Below are 23,800 nucleotides of genomic sequence, written 5' to 3'. Positions count from 1 at the left end.
AGGGCTATGAGATCTACTGCTCTCTGCGCGAGCGGAGGTGAACCGCGCCGTTCTGGGGGAGCGACGATGCGGCGGCACTGCTCTCCGCGCGCGCGGAGGTGAACCCTGGTCCGGGTAGCGGGCCTCGGTGGCGCCGCTCTACTCTCCACGCGAGCGGACGTGACCCCGGGCAGTTGTCCGGGGCATGGTCGAACAGCTCGGGTTCTCCGAGGCGGCTGCTCTGGAGGAGTTCATCAGCACCCAGCGTCAGACGGAAGACCAACGGCTCACCGATACGTAGCGGATTGAAGGAGGTCGTCGCACGCGAGAAGGCAGCTCCGGCTCGTGAAGCCGCTGCGTTCGCTAGTGAGCGAGAAGCCAGGTTCCGGTAGTCGCACCGGAGTCCTCGGCCGGCCACTGGACCGTAGCAGAGCAGGCCACAAGCCCTTCACTGACTTACCTCACTTGCTGGCACTGGGGCTTCCCGGACGCCGCCAATGACGAGAGCGGGGCACAGCAACCGGAACCCCGAGATCGTGTTGCTCCTCCATCGCAAGCCGGAAGGTTCCGTAGGGGTTGATGTTCGACCAGAACGGTCCGGTCAGCCCGCGCCGGTCCTCATCCGTGAGCCTCGACAGCCGGAACCCCCACACCTCACGGATCTGCTTCCGGTGCCGCTTCGAGTCCGCCAGGTCGTACTTCGCGAGTTCCATTGCCGGCAACTTGGCCAGACCGGCGACGTAAGTGGCAGCGGGCTGCGAGAACTCCACAATGAACTCCAGGAAATGGCCCTCGGGGGGGCCTACCGATGCGTTACTTGCTCCCTGGTGTCGGGGCTAGGACCACCGGGCCGAGACGTCTGGTCAGAGGGCGGCGCACGGCGTCCGTAGGCCCATGTACTCGTGGTGGGCGGGGCGATCGGTTACGGACGCCGTGATCGGGGGACGCGCGGGGTCACACGGCCGGGGCGCCGCCCGCGCCGCTGAGGGCTTCCAAGTCGCTCTTGCGGACGCGTATGACGACCGTAGCGACGACGAACGCGAGGACGGCCATGGCGGCGGCCGGGATGAAGGCTGTGGAGATCCCCTGGGCGAGGACTTCGTGGCTCCACGGGGCGGGCAGCTGGTGGGACTTGGCGAACGCGGCCTTCTGCTCCGGCGTAGCCCGAGTCATGAACGACGCGACTTGCTTGGTCGCCTCGTCGCGGCTGGCCGAGCCGAAGACGGTGGTGAGGATGGACAGGCCGAGCGAACCACCCACCTGCTGTGTCGCGTTGAGGAGCGCGGAGGCCGCGCCCGCCTCGTGGGGGGCGACGCCGGATACAGCGGTGACGGTGACGGTGACGAAGTTGAGCCCCATGCCGAAGCCGAAGACCAGCATCGGGCCGAGCACCCCGCCGACGTACGAGCTGCCCGAGCCGACCAAAGACTGCCAGGCGAGGCCGATGGCGACGAGGGTGGTACCGGTCATCAGGAACGGCTTGGGGCCGAGCACTGGCAGCAGCCGCTGCGATATCCCCGCGCCCACCGCGATGACCACGGTGACCGGCAGGAAGGCCAGGCCGGCGCGGGTGGGGGAGTACCCCAGCACGTTCTGTACGAACAGCACAATGTAGAAGAACATGCCGAACATCGCCGCCGCGAGGCTGATCATGATCACGTACGTGCCCGAGCGGTTGCGGTCGGCGAACATCCGCAGAGGGGTGATCGGTTCCTTGGCGCGGCTCTCGACGAACATGAAGGCGACGAGCAGTACCACCGCCGCGCCGAACGCGCCGAGCGTCAGCGAGTCCCGCCAGCCGTCGGATGCCGCCCTGATGAACCCGTAGACCAGCGCGACCATGCCGAGCGTCGAGGTGAGTGCGCCGGTCACGTCGAAGCGGCCGGGGTGGCGCTCAGACTCGTTGATGTAGCGCGGAGCGAGTGCGGCGATGAGGATGCCGATGGGTACGTTGACGAAGAGCACCCAGCGCCAGTCGAGCCAGTCGGTGAGCAGCCCGCCAGCCAGGAGTCCGATGGCGCCGCCTCCCGCGGAGACGGCCGCGAAGATACCGAAGGCCCTGTTGCGCTCAGGGCCTTCGGGAAACGTGGTGGTGATGAGCGCGAGTGAGGTGGGTGATGCGATCGCGCCGCCCATTCCCTGGAGGACTCGTGCGGCCAGCAGCTGCCAGGGTTCCTGGGCGAGTCCGCCGAGCAGCGAGGCGAAGGTGAACAGCAGGATGCCGGCGATGAAGACCCTGCGGCGCCCGAGGATGTCTCCGACCCGCCCGCCGAGCAGCAGCAGGCCGCCGAAGGTGAGGGTGTAGGCGCTGACCACCCACGTCAGGTTGGTCGTGGAGAAGTTCAGCGCGGTCTGGATGTGGGGCAGGGCAATGTTGACGATCGTGGAGTCGAGTACCACCATCAGCTGGCACGCGGCAATGACCACGAGAGCGATGCCCGGGTGTGACGGGCGTGAGGCAGGCCTCGGCGGCGCGGGCACGGGTGGCTGCGTCTGTATCTGGTCGTGCGTCACAGAAGGTCCCCCAGAGACGAAGTAGTGAACGTATGCGTTCACTACTCGGGACGATAGCGAGTCGGCCTTCGTGAACACAAGCGTTCTCTAAGGGGGTTGGCCTCGAAGTGGCGCGGTGGGTTGAGAAGGTCGGCGGACCCAACTGCAGTGCTGTCAGGCCGGGCATGCGCTGGCGGGGAGGTGATCCCGCAGAGGCGGGAGTGGCCGTCGCGCTCTCGCGGAGGGCTCCCACGCGAGTGTGCAACGGCGTGAAATTTGGGGAGCGGTAGGTGGGGTGTGAGTTGGCTCGGCAGTCAGGGTGTCGAGGGGGTGCTGTGGAGAGGTTCGAGTCCCGGGTGGGGACTGGAAACCGGGAGCGCCATTGGCCGGCTACCGCTGCGTGGCACGCACCCGAGGATTGGTGTCCCGTCGAGGGGTGTAACGGCGACCTCCGTATAGCCCCTGGTCATGGGGCGGTTGCCGCGCAACTCTGCGAGTGGAGAGGCTCGTTCAATGAGAGGACGCGCGATGGCCTTGTTCCAGCCTGACTTACTCCGGCTGATGGAGTCACTGCGTACGGCGGACGAAGTCGAGTTGATCCGTGGCCTGGCCCAATGGGTCCTGTGTGAACTAATCGAGGCCGAGGCCACCGCCCACATCGGTGCCGCACCGCGGGAGCGCAGGTAGACGCGCACGGCGATGCTCAACGGGCACCGCGAGAAGGTGCTGACCACGTAGGCCGGGGGCCTGGACCTGGCAATTCCCAAGGTCTGCACCAGGTCTCATTCCGTCACTGCTTGAGCGCCGGCGCCGAATCGACCAGGCCCTCTACACCGTGATCATGGAGGCACATGTGTACGGGGTGTCCCCCGCGGCGTGGACGACCTGGCCAAGGCCCTGGGCGCGGACAGTGGCATCTCCAAGAGCGCGGTCTCCCGCATCTGCAGTGCCCTGGACACCGAACTGAACGTGTTCTGTACCCGGCCCCTCAGTGCGCCGAGGCCGTAGGGTTCAAGCCCCTTTCCTTCTCATCGATCCGCTGGATCACCATGCGCGTCACTGCCGACAGACGGTCGGCCGGCACATGCGTTCCCGGCTTCCATGCGTACTCGATCCTGCCGATGACCGTGCCCTGCCGGAAGGTCGTGCCTCTACCCGTCCAGAGCAAATAGTCCCTCGGTGCAACGAGGTCGAGCGTATACACAGGCTCACCGGCCGGACCCGGATAGCGCCCCATGTCATCTGATTTGTCCCTCGTTTTGAAGGCTTGCGCCGCCGACTGTTCGTCAGGGAAGGAGACCAGGTGAATCCCGAGTTCCTGATCGGCAAGATTGGTGAACGCAGAAAGGCCCACTGCGCCAGCCCTGGCGCACCAGCCATCGGGCCACTCCTCGTCCTGACACTGGGAAGGTTCCTTCGTCAAGTCCCAGGCGTGGACCGTTCGTTCCTCGGACAAGTCCGCGGGCATGTTGAGACCTGTGGGCAAAACGGGCTGCAGTTGTGTGGCGTCCGCGACCGGTACTCGGCTGCTGGACGGGCCGGCAGCGGACGAGCCGGCAGCGCCCCCGGCGGTCGGCTCCGTGGAAGTCCCACCGCACCCGACCGCTGTGATGCAGCAAACCGCCGACACGAGTACGACACGCACCAAGCCGGGAAGCCGACCTGCCAACGCGCTACCCACCAAAGTCGATTCCCCCTTGATCATGGATGCCGATTTTGCCGCAGAGGCACCCACCACTCAAGATCCGGATTCAGCCCCGGCGGGCTCCATGCATCAAGGAATGGACTCGATCTGCCCGACGGCCGAAGATACTCCGACGCGGTTGCCCACCACAGGGGACATGACCTGCACGGCAGAGTCTGTGTTCAGCGAGAGTCGTCTGCCATTGGGCCCTGGCCACGGTCCAGCGTCGGTCCCCAGCGCGCTATGTGCGGGTTTCTTCCTCCGGCGTGCCGGCCTTGAGGTGTGTGGTGAGGGTCTGGAGCGCTGTCCAGGCGTCGGAGTCGGATCCGTCGCCGAGGGGGTAGTGCAGGGCCGGGGCTGTGGTTGTGCCGAGTTGTACGGGCTTCATCGCGAGTGGGGGTCGGCGGGCGTGGGTGAGTCCTGTGGATCGGACATCTCTGGTGCCGAGGGTGAATGTGATGGGGATGGGCGGGGAGGTGAGGTGGGGAGTCAGAGTCAGGTCGGCGCTGGCCTTTGTCAGGGTGGTCAGCATGGTCGTCAGACCATGGGTGTCGACGAGTTCGGCGGCCAGTGGCTCGATGGCGTCCAGGGGGACCTGCTCGGTCGTCGGGTATCCGATGGTGAGCGTGACATCCTCGGCGATCCCGGCCGTGGTACGTGACGTGCGATGGGTCGCGACAGCCGGTCGGTCAGGGGTTCCGATGGCCAAGGCGTGGGTGGGCTTGGGGGAGCGGTTGCGGGCCAGATCGGTCAGCTGGCGTGGCGACCAGGGGAGGTTGATCGGCTCGGCTGTGCCCCATCCGGCGGGTGGGGCGCCGGTCAGGCGGCGCCAGGCTGTTTCCAGGGCGGTGCCGAGGACGAGGTCGGCGTCGGGGGAGCGGACGGTGCGGAGTGCCACGGTGAGCCGGCGTTCGTCGCTGGGTTTCGTGCCTTTCGTGAAGGCGTCCGCGACCTTCGCGGGCATTTCGGTCGGCGCGAAGGTGCCGTCCTTCCAGACGAGTTCGGCGCCGGACAGGCCGTCGTAGTACCCGCCTGCCGGATCCTTGATGACCCAGCGGTTCGGTGCGCCTACGAGGGCTGTTCGCAGCGGGACGGTGAGGCGAACATGGGGCGGAGTGACGATGTGCAGGGCACGGTCGGACGCTGCCGTAGCGCGCAGGACGTCGGACAACCAGGTGGTGAGCGGAAGGACTGGGCGGTCGGCGAGTACCACTGCGGTGGACCCGGTGAGGACGTCGACGGCGGGCAGGGCTCCGTCCGGCAGCCGGGTCGCAGTGACGTCGTCGCTGTCCTGAGGAGTCTCCACGACCGTCGTGCCGCCCGCCTTGCGTGGCCAGGTCGTTCCCCCCAACAGCATCGCCAGGCGTCCGCAGACCGATCCGGCAAGAGGTTCGGCCTCGGGGATCGCGTTGGAGGCTCGTGTCTCGGTCCACCAATACGGCGGCTGAGGCGGGGTGACGTCCGGGCCGAGGAGACGTTCGGCCTCGCCCGGCACGTGGATCAGAATGGGAGATTCGACGGAGACCAGGGGGCGGCCGGCAGCCGTGCACAGCTGGATGACCGCCCCGTCGTCCGTGGCGGTCAGACTCAGGTCGGGGCCGCCGGCGTGCAGGGCGGCGAGCAGCGTAGTCGGGTCGGGCATCTTCTCGGTGAGCGCGATGATGTCGTTGGTCATGCCGGGGCCTCCGTGGGCTCGGCCTCGGGTGCGAGGGCGGTCTGGATCAGCTGATGGTGGCCGCGGCGGACCAGGGTGCCGCGGCCGGGCGGCCGGGCGGAGGCGTACACACCAGGGAACAGCTGCCCTTCGGTACGGTCGCCCGTCATCACCAGTGCCGTGGCGCCAGTCTCGCGCAGTGCCGTCAGGAACGGCTCGTACAGCGCCCTTGAAGCCCCGGCGACACGGCGCGTGACGACGAAATGCAGGCCGATGTCCCTCGCCGAGGAGATGTAGGGCAGGAACGAGGTCAGCGGCTGCTGTCCGGCAGTGGTGAGGATGTCGTAGTCGTCGACGAGGATCACGATCCGCGGGCCTGTGAAGGACGGCTCGTCGGTGAGGGTGTCGGGGTCTGCAGTTTCCGGCAGGCGTTTGGCCAGTTCGGTGGCGATGCCGGTGGCGAGCGCGTGGGAGAGGGCGGCGTTGTGCGCGTAGCCGCCGCGATACGGCTCCGGGATGACCTTCCGCAGGCCGCGCCGAGGGTCGAACACGCCGAAGACCAGGTCGTCCTTGTCGTGGCGGTCGATGAGGGAGCGGGAGATCAGCTTGAGCAGGTTTGTCTTGCCGCACTCGCTGTCGCCGAGGACCAGCAGGTGCTGGTCGCTGCCGAGCAGGTTGAGGACGGTGGTGGAGAGCGTCTCCTGGTCGACACCGATCGGGACCGCACGCGGCTGCGCCACGGTGGAGGGCAGGCGTCCGGCCGGCAGTCTGGTCGGCAGCACCCGTACGGGCGCGGCGAGTCCGCCGTGCCAGGTGGCGCGCACTGTGGCCACGGCCTGTTCGAGGGCTGGGCCGAGGTCGTCCGTGGTGGTGTGCGTGTCTATGCGGGGTAGTGCCGCCTGGGCGAATAGCTTGCCGTTCGTCAGAGCCCGCCCCGGAGGGTCCGACGACAGGGTCGCGGAGAGCTTGCGGTCGACACAGGAGTCGGCCGGGTCGTTCAGGCGTAGCTCGATGCGGCTGCCGAACAGCGACTGGGTGGCGATGCGTACGTCGTTCCAGCGGAGCATGCCCGCCACGACATGGATGCCGTAGCCGCTGCCGCGCTTGAGGAGGTGGGCCACGTCGTCGTCGAGGTGCGCGAACTCGTCTCGCAGAGCGCCGAATCCGTCGATGAGCAGCACCACATCGGTGGAACCGAGCCGGGGCAGCTCGCCCCTGGCGCGCAGGGCCCGCAGCTGGTCGACGGAGTCGATGCTCCGCTCGCGGAAGATCTCCTCGCGGTCGGCGAGCATGGCGCGCACTTCGGCGACGGTACGGGCGGCGCGCTCATGGTCGATACGGGTCGCGATGCCGCCGACGTGCGGCAGGTCCGCCAGTGCGCTCAGCCCGCCGCCGACCAGGTCCAGGCCGTAGACGGCGACGTCACGTGGGGTGTGGGTGAGAGCGAGGGAAAGCGCCAGCGTGCGCAGCAGCGCTGTCTTGCCGGAGGCCGGGCCGCCGATGACGGCGGTGTGCCCACCTGCCGTGTTCAGGTCGTGCATCCATGAGCCCTGCCACTGCCGGGCCGGATCGTCGAGGACACCCAGCGGTACCCGCAATGTGCCACCGGTTTGGGTGAGACGGAGACCGTCGGCGGACGCCTGTACGGGGCCCGCGGCCGTCTCCAAGGTGAGTGCTTCGGGCAGCGGCGGCAGCCAGATCCGGCGTACCGGCTGTGCGGCGTCGGTGAGCCGGTCGACCGCGACGCCCAGGACCGTCGGTCCCGTCTCGCGCTCGCGCGGCAGGGGGGCGTCTTCGTCCGACGCGGCTGTCTGCGCGGCGGCGGGTGCGTTGAACGTCGGATACGGCAGGGCGAGAGGTGCGGCGGCGGCTTCGCAGTCTCGTTCGACGGGACCGCGGTATGCACCTGAGACGAAGCCAGCCTTGAAGCGGGTGTAGGTGGAGGTGTCGACCTTCAGGTAGCCGAAGCCGGGCAGCGGCGGGAGATGGAAGGCATCGGTGGTCTCCAGGACCGTACGCGACTCGTCCGCCGAGAACGTGCGCAGACCGAGCCGGTACGACAGATATGTCTCCAGGCCCCTGAGCTTGCCGGCTTCGATGCGCTGGCTGGACAGCAGCAGGTGGACGCCGATGGAACGGCCGATGCGTCCGATGGTCAGGAAGAGGTCGATGAAGTCCGGTTTCGCAGTGAGGAGTTCACCGAACTCGTCGATGACGACGAACAGATGCGGCAGCGGTCCGAGATCAGGCCGGTCCGTGGCGCGCAGCGCGCGGTAGTGTCCGATGTCAGTGACGTTGCCCGCATCCTTGAGGACCTGCTGGCGGCGCTTGATCTCACCGGCCAGGGAGGCGTGCACGCGCTCGACCAGACCGGCCTGGTTCTCCAGGTTCGTGATGACGCCCGCCACGTGTGGCAGAGGGGCGAACGGGGCGAACGTGGCACCACCCTTGTAGTCCACGAGGACCATCGCCAGATCATCCGGCGTGTGCGTCGTCGCCAGCGCCAGAACTAGGGTGCGCAGCAGTTCGCTCTTGCCGGAACCTGTCGCGCCGACACACAGCCCATGCGGGCCCATGCCGAGTTCGGAGGACTCCTTCAAGTCGAGAAGCACCGGCTGGTGCCGGTCGTCCAGACCGATCGGCACGCGCAGGAAGTCCCGCTCGCCGCGTGGCGCCCACTGCCGGGCCGCATCGAGGGTGGCCATGTCGTCGATGCCCAGCAGCTGCGGGAAGTCGATGGGCCCGGAGACGGAGGTGCCTTCCGCGGCCGACTCGGCGGACAGTCGCAGCGGCGCAAGCTCCCTGGCGAGGGCCTCGGCCTGGGGGTGGCTGGTGCGGTCGGCCACGCCATGCGTCGCTGTGATCTGCTGTCCGCGCAGGTCCTCCATCGTGACCTGGTCGCCGTCGACGGTGATGCGGACGGAGACGTGATCGGGTTCGTGGACTTGTTCGGCGAGCAGGTGCAGGACTGTGACCCCCATGTCGTCCAGGGCGACGGCAGTGTCCGGACGCGGAAGTTCCACGGCGTTCTCGCCGTGCTCGTCGCTGAGCACGAGCAGCCGGTCGGTCAGATCGAGCGCCTTCTTGTCGGACAGCCCGCGGCGCACTTCGGCCGCGTACGAGGCGCGCCGCCCCAGATCCGTGCCGACCACCTGAGCCAGCTGGGCCAGGCTGGGGGCGATGCGCCGAGTGGCGAAGGTGCCGTCGTGGTTCTGCGGGTCGAGGGCGTGTGGGAGCCATTTCGCCCACTTCCACTCCTCGATACGATCCCCGGGTACGGCGAGTGCGATGGCCAGGTCGTCCGGTGCGTGGGTCACCGCGGCCTGCACCAGCAGGGACCGGGCGACGCGCAGCACGTCCGCGCGGTCGCCGATGATGCTGACGTTGCCGGCCCGGTCCAGCGGCGCGGTCAGGGGATGGTCGGACACGGTGGTGTAGCGGGCCTGCAGAGCACGCGCCTCATTGAGCATGAACGGATCGGGCGGAGTGAGTACTCCCCCTGCCGAGTGCCGGCCGATGGCCAGCTCCTGCACCGGTACCTCACCGACACCCACCCGCACCTGAAGGAAGTCCGCATCCGTTCGGCGCCGCTCCCACAGACGAGCGGGGTCACGCAGGACGTCGTACAAGGCCCCGGGAGCAGGGTGGAGGAACCGTGCGGCACGCCGTCGCTCGCGCTGCGCCTCGCCCAACTCGGCGCGCAGCTCCTCCAGGTATTCCAGGTACCGCTCGCGCTGGATGCGGCGCAGCCGCTGGGTCTTCCCGCGCTGTGACAGGAAAAGTGTGACCGCACCGAGCAGCGCGATGACCAGTACGACGGCGCCCAGGCCTGCGAACTGGCTGGAGCGGATCACGGTCATCATCACGACCGAGCTCATGACGCCAGCCATGGGCAGCAGAGCGGTTGCCGGGCTGCCGGTCTTGCCTTCGGGCAGGTTCGGCGGGGGCTCGATCGTGCGAGCTTTGGGTGGGAGCAGAGGGTGTGTCGAGCGGGCGGGACGGTGGACCTGTTGCTGGGTCAACGGACGCGCACCGCCCGCTGGAGTGCCTCGGCGGCGAGCTGGGTGGCCGCGCGGCGGGTGGCCTCGCCGAGCCGGTCGGGCATGATCGGTCCGCCACCGGCCAGGTGCCGGTCGTAGGGCAGATGCACGGGGGTGACTCCGGATTCCCGCAGATGTGCTGTGGCAGCCTTCAGATCGAGGTTCGCGTCGGGCGTGTTCGAGGTGAGTGCCACGACGGTGGAGGCGAGCGCGGCATGCGGCAATTGGCCGAGCCAGTCGAGGACGATCCGGGTTCCGCCCACCCCTTCCGCGGTGAGTGGGGCGACCACCACACGCGCGTGCGCGGTGTCCATCGCGGTACGAGCCACCTCGCCAGGAAGTGTTTCGCAGTCCACGACTGTGACGGCGAAGTAGCGACGTAGAGCGAGCATGACGGTGCGGTAGGTGGGAACGTCCAACGGAGCGCCGACCCGCCCCTGGCCGGCGGGCAGCAGCCAGCCGCCGTCCGCCACTGGCACCAAGTACCCCGTCACATCGGTCAGTTGCATCGACGGAGTGAGGATGCGGGCGAGTTCGAGACACGACCAGCGTACGGACTGTGCTCCCATCCGCACCGGTAGCGTGCCCAGGGCGGCGTCGGCTTCAAGGGCGAGCACCGGGTCGTGCCGGTAGTGGCTGAACGTTTTCGCCAGCAACGCGGCGGTCGTGGTCTTGCCGACGCCACCGCGGATCGACGTCACAGCGATCGCCCGGCCTGTGGTCACCGGCTGTTGCAGCAGGCTGCCGAGCCGGCTCTCCTCGGTGACCTCCTGCGCGGCTGAAGAGGTCAGCCTGCGTAGCGACCGGCCTGAACGCCGGGCGAGTGAGTCGCCATTACGGGGGGAACCGAGCGCTATGGCAAGGCGCGGGTCGAGCGTCGGTACGGGCTCGGGTGTCGCCATCGGCAGACGGGCCTGGCGGCGCGGGCGCACGGCGGAGGAGGCGTCCGGCGGCGTCGTTCGGGTCTGTGGTGCTGCCCCGGCGCCGGGAACGGGGGAGCCGGTGTCGAGGTGAGCCTGGGCCTGCGGTGCTGGTAGAGCGTCGTTCGCACGGTGCGGTGGCGCTGCCTGAGCCGGGGTGTGAGGGACCGACGGTGCGTTGCACGTATGCGGGTCAGGGACCGTGGTGTGCAGGTTGGCCGGCTGCCCGAGCTGGAGACCATCCTCGTCCGGGCGGTGTTCGGGCAGGTGTGGTTGCGCTTCTGCCGGGGAGTGCTGCTCGCGCACTTCGCCGGCAGAGCCAGCGTGCAGCTCGCGCAGTACGGCGTCCTGCCAACGGCCGGAATTCGTCATCACCGCCACCTCACGCGAAGGTGCCGAGCAGCCGTGCGTACACGCCGAACACTCCGAGCACCAACGGGAGCAGCGCGATCACACCTACTGATTCCAGTACGTCGCCGGCCCTGCGTAGCCGTATCCGAGCATGTTCGGCGGGCTGCACGGCCAGCACACCCAAGGACAGGATGACCAACGTGCCGAGAACGGCGAGCGGAGCCGCCGCTCCGGAGCGCTCCAGCCACAACCAGGCCAGTCGCAGCGCTACCGTCATGGACGCCGCGAGCAGCGCGACGACCTCCCCGACCAGCGGGTAGGCCCGCGCCCGCAGCGCAAGGACGCACGTGACGGCGACAGCCACCAGCACCGTCCACACCGTCACGGTACGCACCGTCAACACTGCGGCGACGGCACCGGAGATCGCGGTGACGACTGTCGCCAGCACCAGCCCCCGATGCGTGGCGGCCAAGGCGGCCGTCACCTCATAACGACTGACCGTCGACCCCGCAGAGCGCCGATCGTCCAATGCGGACAGTCCCGCCGCCGCCAGCGCCAACCGGGGCAGCACGCCCAGTGCCACCACGGACACCACGGCGAGCAGTGCCCCGGCACGTGCCGACCCGACCGTGCTCGTTCCGCCGGATTGGACCGCGAAAGCGACCTCCCAGCACACTCCGGCCCCGGCCAGTGCTCCGGCCCCGACCAGAGCACCCCGCCCGAACGGCGAGAACGAGCCGAGCAGTGACAGCGCCACGATCACGACCGCGAGCACCACTGCCAGCCGGACAGGCCCCGCCCATGCTTGAGCGTCGGCAACCGACCAGGCGCCCTGCACACCCACAGCAGCGCTCAGGACAACCAGGGCGGCGGCAAGCCCCTTACGCCCCGCACGCCCAAGCAGAGCACCGGCTACGGTAGCCACCGCCGCACTCGCAAGGAGCGCCGACCCGGCGGTCTTGGCGCCGAACCCCTCGCGCGCGACGAACCCGGCGGCGAGCGCCCACACGACACCGGCGCCCGCAGCAACGATCCGCCGCGTCCGGGCGTTCCACCGCCAGGCCCGCACATCCAGATCGCCGGCTGCCTCATCACTCACGTCATGGACCGCAGGAGCGGACGGCGCGTCCTCGACTCGCACCAGGCGCAGCACGGCACCGTCAGGCACTCCTGCCGACTCGAGAGTCGCCTCCGGCTCCAGGGCAGTGCCGTCGGCTGTCACCAGATGCCGGTCCTCGGGACGATGGCCCACCCGGTCGCCGAGAAGCCGCATCACTTCAGGCAACAACAGCCCGACCGGCTCCTGGGACGGCAGCACCAGATCCACCCGACGCTGCTCACCGACCAACGTGACTCGACTCAGTGCCGTACGGCTCACAGTGTCCCGGGATATCACTCGTTTGAACCTATCATCGGGCCGAATCCGCACAGGATGCAGTGTTCCCATACTAATGTCGAACCATCGTTCCTCTCATGGAGCCGAATCCTCTGCGATTCTCAGTGGCCACCAACGATTCACGGGAGGCTTCAAATTCATCAAGTACGGATTGCGCCGATCCACCTACGCTCCAAGAGGTACTTGGGGAGGTACTCGGACTCGATTTCGACCGGGATATCCGCATCAAAAGCCATACAGGCGATGGCTAGTGGACCCAACGCCACAAGTCCCTCGCTGCTCTTGGCCCGTGCCTCATCACTGGTCCAGTACTCGCGGTGCCAGGTGAGTGCTTCTGCCAGGGCGGCGTTGAACCGTTCCGGCTCTTGACGCTGGTAGCGATGGAACACTTCCAGTGGTGGATAGAGGATCTTCAGCATGAGTTCGGCACTGGCGATGTGGGGCGCCGCTGGATCTGTGCCGTTGACGGCGGTCACCAGGGTGTCCCAGGTCTCCTGGCGGCCGAACCAGGCGTTCTGCAGGGTCTCCACCCATGCGTAGATGTATTCGTCGAACTCCGCTCCGGACGCGCGAAGGAACGAGACGGGAACACGGGCAAGTTGGTCGAGACGCTCATTTTCGCGGCAGATTACGGCCAGATAGTATGAGGTGAGCCAATTACTCGCGTGCAGGTATTCCTGAGGGCCGGTTGCGGGGAGGTTCTTAATCTCACCCTTGTGCCCAATCCGGCACGGGACAGGGCCTTCCTTGGCAGCTCCCGAGATGAACAGGCCCGAACCAACCTGCATTGCCGTGGCCCATGCCTCCCATGTTGGGAGTTCCCCTACCATCGGATCTGTTAGACAGGCCCACTTGGCGACGGTCAGTGAGTAATCCAGAGCGTCGAAGCGGTCGAACTCTGACGTCTCAAGTTCCGAGAGTACCTCTTCAGTGCTCTGGACGATCGGCGCCATGGCCTCGTCCACGTTGTCCACGGGGAAGTCGTGGCGGGGAATGTGGATGACCACGTGCTCCCTCTCTCAGTAGATCTTCAATTCTTCCACTACGGCGCCAGCATAGAGGGAACCGTCGGGCTCCATGGCCTTTACCAGGACATATCTCAACTTCTTCGCCTTCAGTGCGTTCCGGAACTCACGTGCAAGCTCGGCATCATGACCCCCGCGCTTCGCCATCTCGCCGAAGATGGTCCGCAGGTACAGGAGTGTGCCCTGCTTCACTCGCATGCCCGCTGCGCCACCGTCGTCACCGGTGTTCGGATTCGCGGGATCCTCGGGATCGGCACGCCCCTGCCGCCAGTCGAGGTCGTTCCCCGGAGCCTTGTCCTCGGCGATCAGGATTTCGTCGTCCTTGATCCTGTAGGCCCCGTCGAACATGTTGGCCCCATTGGCCGTCTTCGGGAGGTGGATGACTTCGACCACCTTGAAGGTGCGTGGAATCGCATGGAGTCTCGATGCGTCCTCGCCCAGCTTCTCCGAGATCTTGCTGTTGGGGGGCACGTCACCGAGCTGTTTGTCGTATGTCTCTTGTGCGGTGGTGAGGGCGTCGTGGTGCGGTGTGGATGGCGTTTCGCCAAACGCCTTCTGTGCGTTCATGAGGTCCCGATAGGCCTGACGGTCCGCAGCTCTCTTGTCGAGGGTCGGCAGAACATCGTCGGGTGTGGTGCCTCGCGGGAGCGGCTTCGAGCCGAACCGGATTTCGGATGGGCCGCTCGGCAAATCATGCTTGGCGATGAAGTGTCCCTGAGCATCCTTTGCTAGCTGAGGGAGTTGGACTCCGTCCACAAGCCCGATATTGGGCCTTCTGCGTCCGAGAGTGTCGTAGTGGGCCTTTCGCCACTCAGGATCTCCGTTGGCCTTCCGGACATGCTCGTCTTGGATGGCTTTGCGCTCGGCAGCAGTCAGTTCTTGGTGCCGCTCATCGTGGGCGCCGTCGCCGTGTCCCCTCCCGGGAGAGCCGTGCCCCCCTCTTCCGCTACCGCCTCCCGGCCGGTCAATTGATTGTGCACCAGCCGTTCGGTTGGACGAGCCTGCGTGTGAAGCCGCGTGACCGCCGTCGCCTCTGCCTGTCTGACTTGGTGTCCGCTCTCCAGTATGGGCGCCGCCAGCGGTGTGCTCGGCTCGTGCGCCGGCCCCGACCAGGCCATGCGAGTGATCTCTGTTCCCCTCCGCACCAAGGACCTCATGGTCGTTCGCGGAAAGTTCGTGAGGTGCTTCGCTGGCGCGCTGGTGGAGGCTTCCGTCGGCGTTGAGGACGTGACCCTTGGTCGTGAGGTAGACGAGCTCGCCCGTCTTCGCGTCGACGTACGGGATCGCGTTGTCCGGGATCTTGGGGGAGCGGAGAGCGTCGGCCTGTTTGAGCAGGTCGGCTGTCACGCCGGTGTGCAGGTTCTTGAGTGCGGTGAAGGTTTCGCCGACTTTGACGAAGGCGAACTTTCCTGCCTTGCCGACATACGTCATGGGGTCGACGGCCCGGCCGACCTTGCCGACGGCTGAAATGGTGCGGCCTGCCGCACCGGCCTTCCCGGCGCCGGAGGCTGATGCGCCGGCTCCCTCGGTACCCACGACGGTCAGTAGGTTGAAGCCGAAGGCGCCCGCGGCCCTGCCCGGGTTGGTCTTCCACTGGTCCCAGGCAACGAAGCCCTTGGCGGTCTGGTTGAGGACGTGGCGGGAGTCCCGCAGCCAGGACGGGAGGTCCTTGTCGGGCACCCACCCCCAGGTGCCCAAGGTCCCGAAGGTCATGGCGATGCCGGTGCCGAGCTTGGCCAGGTTCTTCCACGCTTCTCCGGCGGCGTCGGCGCCGTCCCAGCCGACCAGGGTACCCAGGCCGTGGACGGTGCCCACCACGCCGTCGTACCAGAAACCGTCCCATACCTGCTTGCCCTGGTGGGCCAGCCAGGACCAGCCCTCGTACTCCTTCTCTGCGGGTGCGCCCCACGGAGTTTCCTTCGCGTGGTCGAGGTCGGCGGCCTTGAAGCCGTACATGTTGCAGCTGTGGGAGCCGTCGTCGGCTGTCAGCGGGGTGCCGCTGATCAGAGCCATGATCTTGTTGTAGGCCTTGCGTTCCGCGGCCTCGAAGGCGGCGACCGTGTGGTTGACGTCGTGCCACAGGTCGTTGTTGTGGTCGACCTTGTCGTGGTCCTTGCGCCAGTCGTCGTCCCCGGAAACCGAGTTCACAAAGGCGGTTGCCTCCGCCTTCAGCGTGTCCAGCTTCTTCACCAGAGGCTGGACTTCGAGACCGTAGTCCGACAGTGTGTTCGCGACCTTCTCCAGATCGCCGGCGAAGACGTCGGACTTCTTCTGCACCGGACGCGTGGTGCTGAACAACTGCTCTGCCTCAGGAGCCGAGTAGAAGGAGGACAGATGCTGGAAAGTGGTGTGCACGTCCGAGCCGGACGCACGGAACTGGCCCGCGTCCGCTGTCAGCAGCATCACATCGGTGTCCAGGGTGGCCAGGTCACCGATGAAGTGCGGTATGCCGGACGGGTCGATCAGCTTCGCCTCGTCGCCCATCGTCAGCGGCCCTTCGTGCGGTGGCTCGTCTGACCCCTGCCGGGCATGTCCACCTTCGGTTCCTTGGCCGCCTCACCCTGCGCGTTCGCGGCGTGCTCGAGGTCACCGGCCATGTAGTAGCGGGTGGCCTGGTCCGCCCCGTGCAGAGAACTGGAGGTGCGCTTGGCGATGTACACCAGGTCACGGCTCCAGTGCTGCATGAACTGGCCGAGGGCCGAGCCGACCAGCCCGGCCGTGCTGGTGTACGGCCCGAACTGGCTGGTCAGCGTGCCAGCCGCGGAAGCGGCCTCCTCCAGGTTCTTCTGCATCGCGCTGCCCGCGTCCGACATGTCCTTCGCAGCGGTGCCGCAGTCGGTCAGCACCTTGTACACCCCGGCCGGGTGAATGTCCCACCCCGTCAAGACAATCCCCTCGTCCCCGTATGCGTCTACTGGGTGCTTCGCCCGCCTAGCCCAGGCGTGTCGTCGATGTTGTCGACAGCTGCCGGGCCTTGGCGAGGGTGGCCTGAGCGGAGCCGTTGAACTTCATCCACCCACCCGTAAGCGTGTTGTGCGCTGAGAGCGCCAGAGCTTCATCTCGCAGCGTTCAGCATGCACAACGCATCGAACATCCTCTCGTACCTGCGTTGCAGACGCAATGTGAGTGATATCGAGTTGGCGTGATCTGGCTCATGAGATGGGCGGGCGGCAGAGCGAGTTGGTCAGCCGGCATGGGGTCGTGCTGCGCCTCACGCTCAGCGTCCACACAGTTGACCGAGTGAGTTCCCGGGTGCCGACGCTGGGCGCAGTAATGGGCGGTGTCCGGAAATGAAGCCGTGCGGAAGTCAGGAGAGGTCGGCCTCCGTGAAATCGGGGCAGTTCGCTCCAGTGTTGCGTCTCGACCGGGTGATGAGTCACCTCCGCTCAGCTCACCAAGGGCCCGGCCAGCGCCTCTGCGGCGAGCCGCTGGAAGGCGCCGCGTGACGTGAGGCTCTGCTCCCGGGCCTTTGCTCAGGGCTCACCGATGAGCCCGCGGGCGATCCCGCCGATCAGCGTGCGCAGGGCCACGTTCGAGACCAGCAGTGGCCGGCGGCCGATGTCCTTGGAGTCGCGTACTGCGGCGCATTGGCCCAGCTGTGCAACTTCCACGCAGTCGTTGGCGCCCCCGCTGTACGAGCTCTTTCGCCACTGCGCGTACGCGAGATCGACGTCGTACGGAGCTGCCGTGACTTCGTGCGGGGCGGCCATGCTGGACGTGCTCACTCTTCGAGCTCCTTGCTTATGCGTGCGATGCCGGTGCGCGTCTCCGATGGGTCGAGGGCGCTGCCTTTCAACTCGTCGAAGACATCGGTGTAGTTGTCGACGTCCTCTCGGGACTCGAGGTACACGGAGTTCTTTGGGTTCTCCAGCCACACCAGGTCAGGCGTGGGGGCCGGGAAGGTCAGGATGACGAACGGTCCGTACAGTCCGGGATGCGCCCCTAGGGAGAACGGCAGTAGTTGCACGGTCACGTTGGGCTGCTCGCTCGCCTCCACGAGCTTGCGCATCTGGTTGCGCATCACTTCGACGGAGCCGACCGTCCTGCGCAGCACTGCTTCGTCGAGGACCGCCCAGAGCCTGGCCGGGGCCTCACCGCCCAGGCGGCTCTTCTGTCGCTCCATGCGGACCCTGACCAGGGCCTCGACCTGCGGCGGGGACAGGTCCTTCCGCATCTGGGAGATCACTGCACGGGCGTAGTCCTCGGTCTGGAGCAGCCCCGGCACGAGCATCGGCTGGTAGCTGGCGAGGTGTGTCGCGCCGGCCTCCAGCGCAAGGTAGCCGTCGTAGCGGGTCGGGGTGAGGACCGTCGAGTACTTCCGCCACCAGGGCTTCTGCTGCTCCTTGTCCGCCCGGACGAGGTCGAGTACGTCGGCACGCCGGTCCTCGTCCTCGACGCCATACAGGTCCAGCAGAGCCCGGACGAGGACCGGGGTCGTACCGCGTTCGCCGTTCTCGATCCGGCTCAGTGACCCCTGGTTCACCTCCAGTTGATCGGCGACCTCGGTGAGGGTGAGCCCAGTTGCGTCGCGCAGCTCCTTCAGCCGTGCCGCGAGCTGTCTCCGGTACACGGACTGAGGGACCAGGCTTCTCTTCAAGGCCATGCCGGAAGTCTCTCCGCACCGACGACGCCTCTACAACCCATACGGGTCAACATCTCCAGACATATTGCCTAGTTGGTGGTTGCGTCGGCATGCTGTCAGGAGTCAGAGCGCGCGTTCGTATGGGCGTGCGCCATGGCCGACCGATGGGCAACGTATCGCCACCACCCCACTGTCGGCACGCGCCTTTGCGTCGGTCCCGCACATCGCACCGGGAGGGTGGGCCATGCCACGGACAACGCTGCTCCGGCAGCTGCTCCAGCAACGGCACCTGACTACGCACGAGGCCTTCGCCGCCCAGTACGAGCGGGCCGCCGCCAGGCTGGCGGAGCTCGACCGTGACCCCCGCCTGGAGTCCCTCCAGGTCTCTCCACGCCAGTTCGACCGCTGGTACGGCGGGGAGTTACTCACTCTGCCCCGCCCTGATGCCTGCCGGGTGCTGGAGCACATGTTGGGCAGTGCCGTGTCCGAGCTGTTCTCCACGGCGTACGCCGACTGTGCGCGTGATCGTGTGGAAGAGCCGCTCACACGCCGGCAGCCGCCGAGTCCCTCTCCGCCGCGCCAAGACGACGAGAACCCACTGGACATCGTCACCCGGACCCGGCAGCTGATGGCCAGCAACGCAGACGACGCGACGCTCGCGTTCCTCGATGCCTCCCTGGAAGGCATCACCAGCCGGTACGAACAGGACGGACCGTACGTCCTCCGCCCCCAGGCCCGCCAAGCGCGGCAGCTCACCCACACCCTCCTCGACGGCTGCCAGCCCCCTCGTGTGCGCAAGGAACTCTTCCGCCTCGCCGCCCGCGCCTCGGGCCTGCTCGGCTACATGGCGGTGAACATGGGCGACTTCGCGCTTGCGGAGGCGTACTGCGCCGAAGCCCGGGAACTCGGCCATGAGATCGGAGACCTGGACACAGAGCTCTGGGCGTGCGGCACCCTCTCCTTCAGCCTCTACTACGCCGGCCGGTACGGGGCGGCGGACGCCTGCGCCGCCGCGGCCGTCGAGCGGGCGCCACGCCACGCTCAGTCCATCCGTCTGCTCGCCAACGGCCGAGCCCGAGCCCTCGGCAAGACGGGCGACCGACGGGCCGTCGAGCGGGTCGTCGGGCAGGCCCTCCACCTCTCCGACCTCCACGAAGTACCCGTCGGGCTGACCTCCTGCATCTCCTTCGAGCCGTACGGACGGGCCCGCACGCTGGCCAACGCCGTCACGTCACACGTGGCCCTGAGCAACACGGTGCTGGTTCTGCGCGATGCCGAGCACATCGACGATCTTGTGGAGCACTCATCCTCCTCCTGGAGTCGTTCGCTCGTACGCCTCGACGTGGCTACGGCGCTGCTGCAGCAACGCCTGCCCGACATCGCCCAGGCGATGGCGCTGGGCCGCGAGGCTCTGCGGCTGTGCGGAGACACGCCGATCAGCTCCGTTTACCAACGCTCACGCGACCTGCACGAACAGGCCGGGCCGTGGCGCGATCACCCTGCGGTACGCGATTATGGCGACGAGTTCCGGACCTGGAGCTCGCAGCCAGCGGCCCTGGCCATGGCGTCATCCGCGTCGTAGGTGCCGTCGGGTGGGGTCGCACTCCGGGCCCGTGTGAACCCGAAGGAGTACGCCGCGTGCCGCTGCTCAGCGCCGACCCCGCCGCGTTCCCTGCCGACCCACCCGCCGACACGCACGACCCGGCGGTCACAGCGGCCCACGACTGGGCGGCTTTCAGGGCGCTCGATGAGATGACCGATCACTGGGCACGTCCCGGCTGGGCGGACGGCAGCCGGGCGTACTACTGGATGCTGACCTTCCCGGACGATGAGCGGCTCGCGGCTCTCGCTGGGCACTGCCAGGAGGAGCTGGCGCCCCTCGGCCTCGATCCGGTGCCGACGGACGGACTGCACATCACCCTCGCCCGAGTGGGAACGCCGGGCACCGTTACCCTCAGCCAACTGGGAGGCCTGGCCCTGGACGCTGAGGATTTGCTTCCCTCCGCGTTTTCCATACACGCCATGCCGCTGGCCGGTTCCCGAGGCGCCGTCCGCCTGTCCCTCGGTCCCTGGGAGCCGCTGCTCTGGCTGCACCACGAACTGGCCGAAGCGGGGAGCGGCGTCGGTCTGGCCCCGAAGAAGCCGACGTCCGTCTTCCGGCCGCACCTGAGCATTGCGTACAACAACCGTCGCCGCCCCGCCGCCCCCGTCGTGGAGGCGGTTTCAAGACTCCGCGCTCGGCCGGCCGTCGAACTCTCCGTTTCTGCCGTCCAGTTGGTGGAACTTCGCCGTGAGGGGCGGACGTACCGCTGGGATGTACGCAAGAACGTCCCACTCGGATAGCCCACCTGCACCCAGGGCGAGGACCACGACCACTTCCTTGCCGATCGCGGTCGACAGAACCGACCAGCCGGAGGCCAACTCCCCGACGAGCAGCAGCCCGAGACCACTGTCCGTCAGCTCATCCAGCGACACCCCTGCGGACCGTGCCCGGACCCTGGACGCATCCCGTCCCGCGTCGTGGACCCGCAGTACCGCCGCGTCGCTGTAGACCTCCACGCACATGCAGTCCGGACCGCCGGCTGTGTGCCTGAGCGCGTTGCCCACGAGCTCCGAGGCGACCAGAACGGCGTCGTCGACCCGCTCTGGCGAGGCACGTCCCTCGAGAGCCTCGCGTACGTGCCTGCGCGCGATGCCCGACGGCTCGGCGCAGTCGGTCAATTTCACCCAATGACGCCGCACTGGCGTCCGCCTGCAGAGGCGTTCCTCGTCCACCACGTCCATCGCCGCTTCTCGTTTCCGGTAGGCACTGGACCGACCAGCCTCGCCACGCGTGAGGCGCGGCGGTACGCCGCGCCTCTGCCTCTTCGCGCGCCGACAGACGGCGGACGAACGGCGTACTGACGGCGTACCGCCGCCGACTGCTTCCGGCGAGGCTCTTCGTCGAGGCGCCGGCCCTTGGCGCCTTGGCCACCGGCTGGAGGTAACGCGGAATGAGCAGTGTGAGGCGGACCGCACTACGGTGCTGGGCCGTCTGGAAGAGCACGGGACACACCGCATTGCCTGGCAGGCCCGGACAGGGGCGCTGATCACGGTGCCGCGAGCGGTCGTCAACGCCGCCGGCTCCACCGTCTTAGGGAGGCTGGTGGCGCGGCGACCACCATGTGGCAACGGTCTTTCCGGCAGCTGCTGGGCCGGGTCGGATGGGTCCCGCGACACCCGACAAAGTACGTCCGCCGGTCTCGCTTCGGCGCCTTCCAGCTGCTGCTCCTGCCCGTCCTGGTGACCGGCACGACGCTGACCACGCTCTACGCGGGCCAGCTGCGTAGCGCCGCCCGTGTCCTTGGCTCCCCTCTCCGGCTGCTTCGAATCCACGTCCCCCACGGAATCCGTTCAGCCGGAGAGGGGCCGCACCGCAGGGTGCGAACGCAGGGCCCCGCCCGGATGTGCGGCACCACCGCACACCGGCCAGGCAGCACGACGAACCGCTCGGATTCACTGACAGGAGAGGAAGTGCGATGACCACGACCACGCTTGCCCCGTACACGAGGGCTAACGCCGAGGCGTTCGGCGCGACGGCCGTCCCCGAGGCGCCCGCCGACCCGTTCGACATCGACCTGACCATCGTCACGGAGGTCGGCGCCGACCTGCTTCCCAAGGCGTGCGGCAGCGGTGACGGGTGTGCGCCCTCCTGCGCCTCGTCCTGCGCGAGCGCCGTCTGACGGCTCTCGCGCATGGGGCCGGGGGCGCTGCAGCCCCCGGTCCCGTCCGTTCACAGCACTGATGGCGGAGGCACTGGGATGGGAAGCGACGGAAAGCTCTACCAGCACACGGGCACGGCCCTGCTCCGGGCCGCCGCGATGCCGCTGACGAGTCTGCCGGAATGGTGGCCGGATCCGTTCGACACGGACGCGTGCGGCAGGTGGCTGAAGCAGGTGTGGACCGATGCACGGTTCGCCGATGCCGTTCGGCAGGCGAGCGGCGATCTCGCGTCGCGGGTCGACGTGATCTGCGCCGGGCGGCCGGCACGACCCAAGCAGGTCCGGCGCGCGGCCATGGCCACGGTCCGCTACGTACTGCGGGCCACCGGGCGGCCGACCCCGTTCGGCCTCTTCGCTGGGGTGGCCCTGGTCCGCATGGGTTCCACGCCGTACGCGAGATGGGGAGACGCACACCGGGCCGTGGCGCGAGTGGACACCGAGTGGCTGGACGACGTCATCGTCCGCTTGGAGGCGTGCCCCGCGCTGCTGGAGCGCCTGGACGTCGTCCTGAACAACCTGGCGGCGCGCCGAGGTGGACGCCTGCACGTCCCGCATGGCGGACCGATGGGAGCCACCGTCCGGCGAACCAGCGCGGTACGCACGATCGAGGACCTCGCGCGCGGGCCGGTCCGCTTCGCTGCCCTCGCCGAGCAGTTGGCCGCCTCCTTTCCCCGAACCGAGCCGCGGAACATCAGCACACTGCTCGGCACGCTGGTGCAGGAGAAGTTTCTGGTCACCAGCTTGCGCGCGCCGATGACAGACACTGATCCGCTGTCCCACCTGATCGGGCGGCTGCGCGGCACGGGCGAGGGCATGGTCCCCGAGGCCGCACAGATTTTGCACGAATTGGAAGCGGTGCAACGCGCTGTGCGCGAGCACAACCGGCGCCCTGCGAGCGTCCAAGGGCCGACTCGGAACGAACTCACGCGTCGGCTGCGTCGAGTCTCCGATGTGGGCAGAAGCCCGCTGGCCGTCGACCTGCGGCTGGACGTGGAGGTGCAGATCCCCGAAGGCGTCGCGCAGGGATCTTGAACAGCGCCCAGAACAGGGCCACTCCGGCGAGCATCGTGCCCAGCTGGTCGGACTTGGGGATGCCCAGGGCGGTGGCGCCGGGAGCGAAGAACAGCTTCAAAGCCAGGACGAACGTCATCGACTGGGCGATCTGGATGACGAGGCATCCGGCCAGACCTCGCCACCAGAGGCGGGCGACTGGTTCGGTCAGCGGATGGGCGTGACACGCCAACATCAGGGGCGCGAACGCGGCCAGCAGCGCAATCACCGCGACGCGTACCAAGAAGCCGATCAGTACCGCCAAGACCAACGCCGTCGTCACGATCGCCAGGATGAGCAGGTACAGCTGCAGTCCCAGGGCGCCGAACAGGGCGAACGGCAGGATGCGCTCGACCATGCCCTGACCGGCGTCCGCCATGTCAGTGGCCATGATCGCGTGGGCGAGGGCGTTGGACAGGCTGATCGCCTTGCCCATCACCGTCAGAGAGGCAACCGCCGCCACCATGCCCAGCAGCAGGCGCGGGGCGATCTGCTGTAGGGCGTAGCGGTTCTGGACGGTCTCGTAGCCCATCACTGTGATGCCGCCCGCGGTCACGAACAGCACGTAGACCCCTGCTGTGATACTCAGCATCCAGGTCCACAGCCGCTTGACGTCGGCGTGCTTGGTGACGTCGGGGGTGGCCAGCAGGGTGTCGGCGAGGAACTCGCGGGCAGGCTTCATGATCTGCTCGATCAGCGTGCCGAGGAACGAGGTGATCGCGTTCATGATCATGCCGGGGATGTCGAGGAAGCCCCAGCCGGTCGCCTTGTCACATCCGACGCCTGCGGCCTCGCACGCCGAAGGGCTGGCGCCTGGCGTCGGCTCGGGGGAGGACGGCCGTTCCGGTTTCGGCGCGGGGCGGCC

Annotated in this window: 18 protein-coding genes, 1 pseudogene and 1 CRISPR repeat array (1 of these 20 running past the window's edge); of the genes and pseudogenes, 5 read left to right on the top strand and 14 right to left on the bottom strand. The window is 67.8% G+C overall.

The window, feature by feature from the left end; all coding sequences use genetic code 11:
- Positions 1-106: a CRISPR direct-repeat array (repeat unit 29 nt); it reaches 1,143 nt to the left of the window's first position.
- 334 nt (positions 107-440) lie between these two features.
- Positions 441-749: a hypothetical protein gene (locus tag AQI95_RS34035; RefSeq protein ID WP_107121833.1), complete on the bottom strand. Its 309-nt coding sequence runs from the start codon at positions 747-749 to the stop codon at positions 441-443.
- A 184-nt stretch (positions 750-933) separates the two neighbouring features.
- Positions 934-2,460, bottom strand: coding sequence for an MFS transporter (locus AQI95_RS34030; RefSeq protein ID WP_079071706.1), 1,527 nt, complete (start codon positions 2,458-2,460; stop codon positions 934-936).
- A 540-nt stretch (positions 2,461-3,000) separates the two neighbouring features.
- Between AQI95_RS34030 and AQI95_RS50425 the strand changes: the two are divergent.
- Positions 3,001-3,474: pseudogene (locus AQI95_RS50425) on the top strand (transposase); the annotation flags it as partial.
- Here the strand turns inward: AQI95_RS50425 and AQI95_RS34020 are convergent.
- The 10 genes from AQI95_RS34020 to AQI95_RS33975 all read right to left on the bottom strand — a co-directional run bounded on the left by AQI95_RS34020 (position 3,461) and on the right by AQI95_RS33975 (position 18,145).
- Positions 3,461-3,895 (bottom strand): hypothetical protein, encoded by a 435-nt coding sequence (locus AQI95_RS34020; RefSeq protein ID WP_159056624.1) that lies wholly within the window; start codon positions 3,893-3,895, stop codon positions 3,461-3,463. The pseudogene AQI95_RS50425 and the gene AQI95_RS34020 overlap by 14 nt on opposite strands.
- A 502-nt stretch (positions 3,896-4,397) precedes the next feature.
- Positions 4,398-5,831 carry a DUF6177 family protein gene (locus tag AQI95_RS34015; RefSeq protein WP_067133066.1) on the bottom strand — a complete coding sequence of 478 codons (1,434 nt, stop codon included), beginning with the start codon at positions 5,829-5,831 and terminating at the stop codon, positions 4,398-4,400.
- Positions 5,828-9,832: a type VII secretion protein EccCa gene (gene eccCa / locus AQI95_RS34010; protein ID WP_067133063.1), complete on the bottom strand. Its 4,005-nt coding sequence runs from the start codon at positions 9,830-9,832 to the stop codon at positions 5,828-5,830. The genes AQI95_RS34015 and eccCa overlap by 4 nt, the downstream gene beginning before the upstream one ends.
- Positions 9,829-10,752, bottom strand: a complete 924-nt coding sequence (locus AQI95_RS34005; RefSeq protein ID WP_107121839.1) for a MinD/ParA family ATP-binding protein — start codon at positions 10,750-10,752, stop codon at positions 9,829-9,831. Before AQI95_RS34005 ends, eccCa begins: the two co-directional genes overlap by 4 nt.
- 400 nt (positions 10,753-11,152) lie before the next feature.
- Positions 11,153-12,517: a type VII secretion integral membrane protein EccD gene (gene eccD / locus AQI95_RS34000; protein ID WP_079071678.1), complete on the bottom strand. Its 1,365-nt coding sequence runs from the start codon at positions 12,515-12,517 to the stop codon at positions 11,153-11,155.
- 140 nt (positions 12,518-12,657) lie between these two features.
- Positions 12,658-13,491 carry an immunity 49 family protein gene (locus tag AQI95_RS33995; RefSeq protein ID WP_244188929.1) on the bottom strand — a complete coding sequence of 278 codons (834 nt, stop codon included), beginning with the start codon at positions 13,489-13,491 and terminating at the stop codon, positions 12,658-12,660.
- Between the two features lie 45 nt (positions 13,492-13,536).
- Positions 13,537-16,026 (bottom strand): hypothetical protein, encoded by a 2,490-nt coding sequence (locus AQI95_RS33990; protein ID WP_067133060.1) that lies wholly within the window; start codon positions 16,024-16,026, stop codon positions 13,537-13,539.
- 2 nt (positions 16,027-16,028) lie between these two features.
- A complete protein-coding gene (locus tag AQI95_RS33985) occupies positions 16,029-16,427 on the bottom strand; it encodes a DUF6507 family protein (protein WP_067133057.1) in 399 nt (132 codons plus the stop codon).
- A gap of 588 nt (positions 16,428-17,015) precedes the next feature.
- Positions 17,016-17,267: a DUF397 domain-containing protein gene (locus AQI95_RS33980; RefSeq protein WP_425264938.1), complete on the bottom strand. Its 252-nt coding sequence runs from the start codon at positions 17,265-17,267 to the stop codon at positions 17,016-17,018.
- Entirely contained in the window at positions 17,264-18,145 is an 882-nt protein-coding gene (locus AQI95_RS33975; protein WP_067133054.1) for a Scr1 family TA system antitoxin-like transcriptional regulator, read from the bottom strand. The genes AQI95_RS33980 and AQI95_RS33975 overlap by 4 nt, the downstream gene beginning before the upstream one ends.
- A gap of 223 nt (positions 18,146-18,368) precedes the next feature.
- Between AQI95_RS33975 and AQI95_RS33970 the strand changes: the two genes are divergently transcribed.
- Both AQI95_RS33970 and AQI95_RS33965 read left to right on the top strand, forming a co-directional pair.
- Positions 18,369-19,706, top strand: coding sequence for an NsdA family TPR-like regulatory protein (locus tag AQI95_RS33970; RefSeq protein WP_067133051.1), 1,338 nt, complete (start codon positions 18,369-18,371; stop codon positions 19,704-19,706).
- Between the two features lie 56 nt (positions 19,707-19,762).
- Entirely contained in the window at positions 19,763-20,467 is a 705-nt protein-coding gene (locus AQI95_RS33965) for a 2'-5' RNA ligase family protein (RefSeq protein WP_067133048.1), read from the top strand.
- On the opposite strand, the gene AQI95_RS50210 is transcribed toward AQI95_RS33965, so the two are convergent.
- Positions 20,348-20,908, bottom strand: a complete 561-nt coding sequence (locus tag AQI95_RS50210) for an ATP-binding protein (RefSeq protein WP_341849489.1) — start codon at positions 20,906-20,908, stop codon at positions 20,348-20,350. The genes AQI95_RS33965 and AQI95_RS50210 overlap by 120 nt on opposite strands.
- Positions 20,909-21,642: 734 nt before the next feature.
- Here AQI95_RS50210 and AQI95_RS33960 point away from each other — a divergent pair.
- Together AQI95_RS33960 and AQI95_RS45415 are read left to right on the top strand one after the other, a co-directional pair.
- Positions 21,643-21,846 (top strand): FxLD family lanthipeptide, encoded by a 204-nt coding sequence (locus AQI95_RS33960; protein WP_067133046.1) that lies wholly within the window; start codon positions 21,643-21,645, stop codon positions 21,844-21,846.
- Between the two features lie 78 nt (positions 21,847-21,924).
- Complete coding sequence (locus AQI95_RS45415; protein WP_244188928.1) at positions 21,925-22,917, top strand: lantibiotic dehydratase family protein; 993 nt, start codon at positions 21,925-21,927, stop codon at positions 22,915-22,917.
- Here AQI95_RS45415 and AQI95_RS33955 read toward each other — a convergent pair.
- Positions 22,808-23,668, bottom strand: a complete 861-nt coding sequence (locus AQI95_RS33955) for a TrbL/VirB6 family protein (protein ID WP_244188927.1) — start codon at positions 23,666-23,668, stop codon at positions 22,808-22,810. The genes AQI95_RS45415 and AQI95_RS33955 overlap by 110 nt on opposite strands.
- Between the last annotated feature and the right edge of the window lie 132 nt (positions 23,669-23,800).

Origin of the sequence: Streptomyces yokosukanensis (genome assembly GCF_001514035.1) — a bacterium.
Lineage (GTDB): Bacteria > Actinomycetota > Actinomycetes > Streptomycetales > Streptomycetaceae > Streptomyces > Streptomyces yokosukanensis.
The sequence above is the reverse complement of the archived record's forward strand: the minus strand, read 5'-3'. Positions and strand labels throughout refer to the sequence as shown.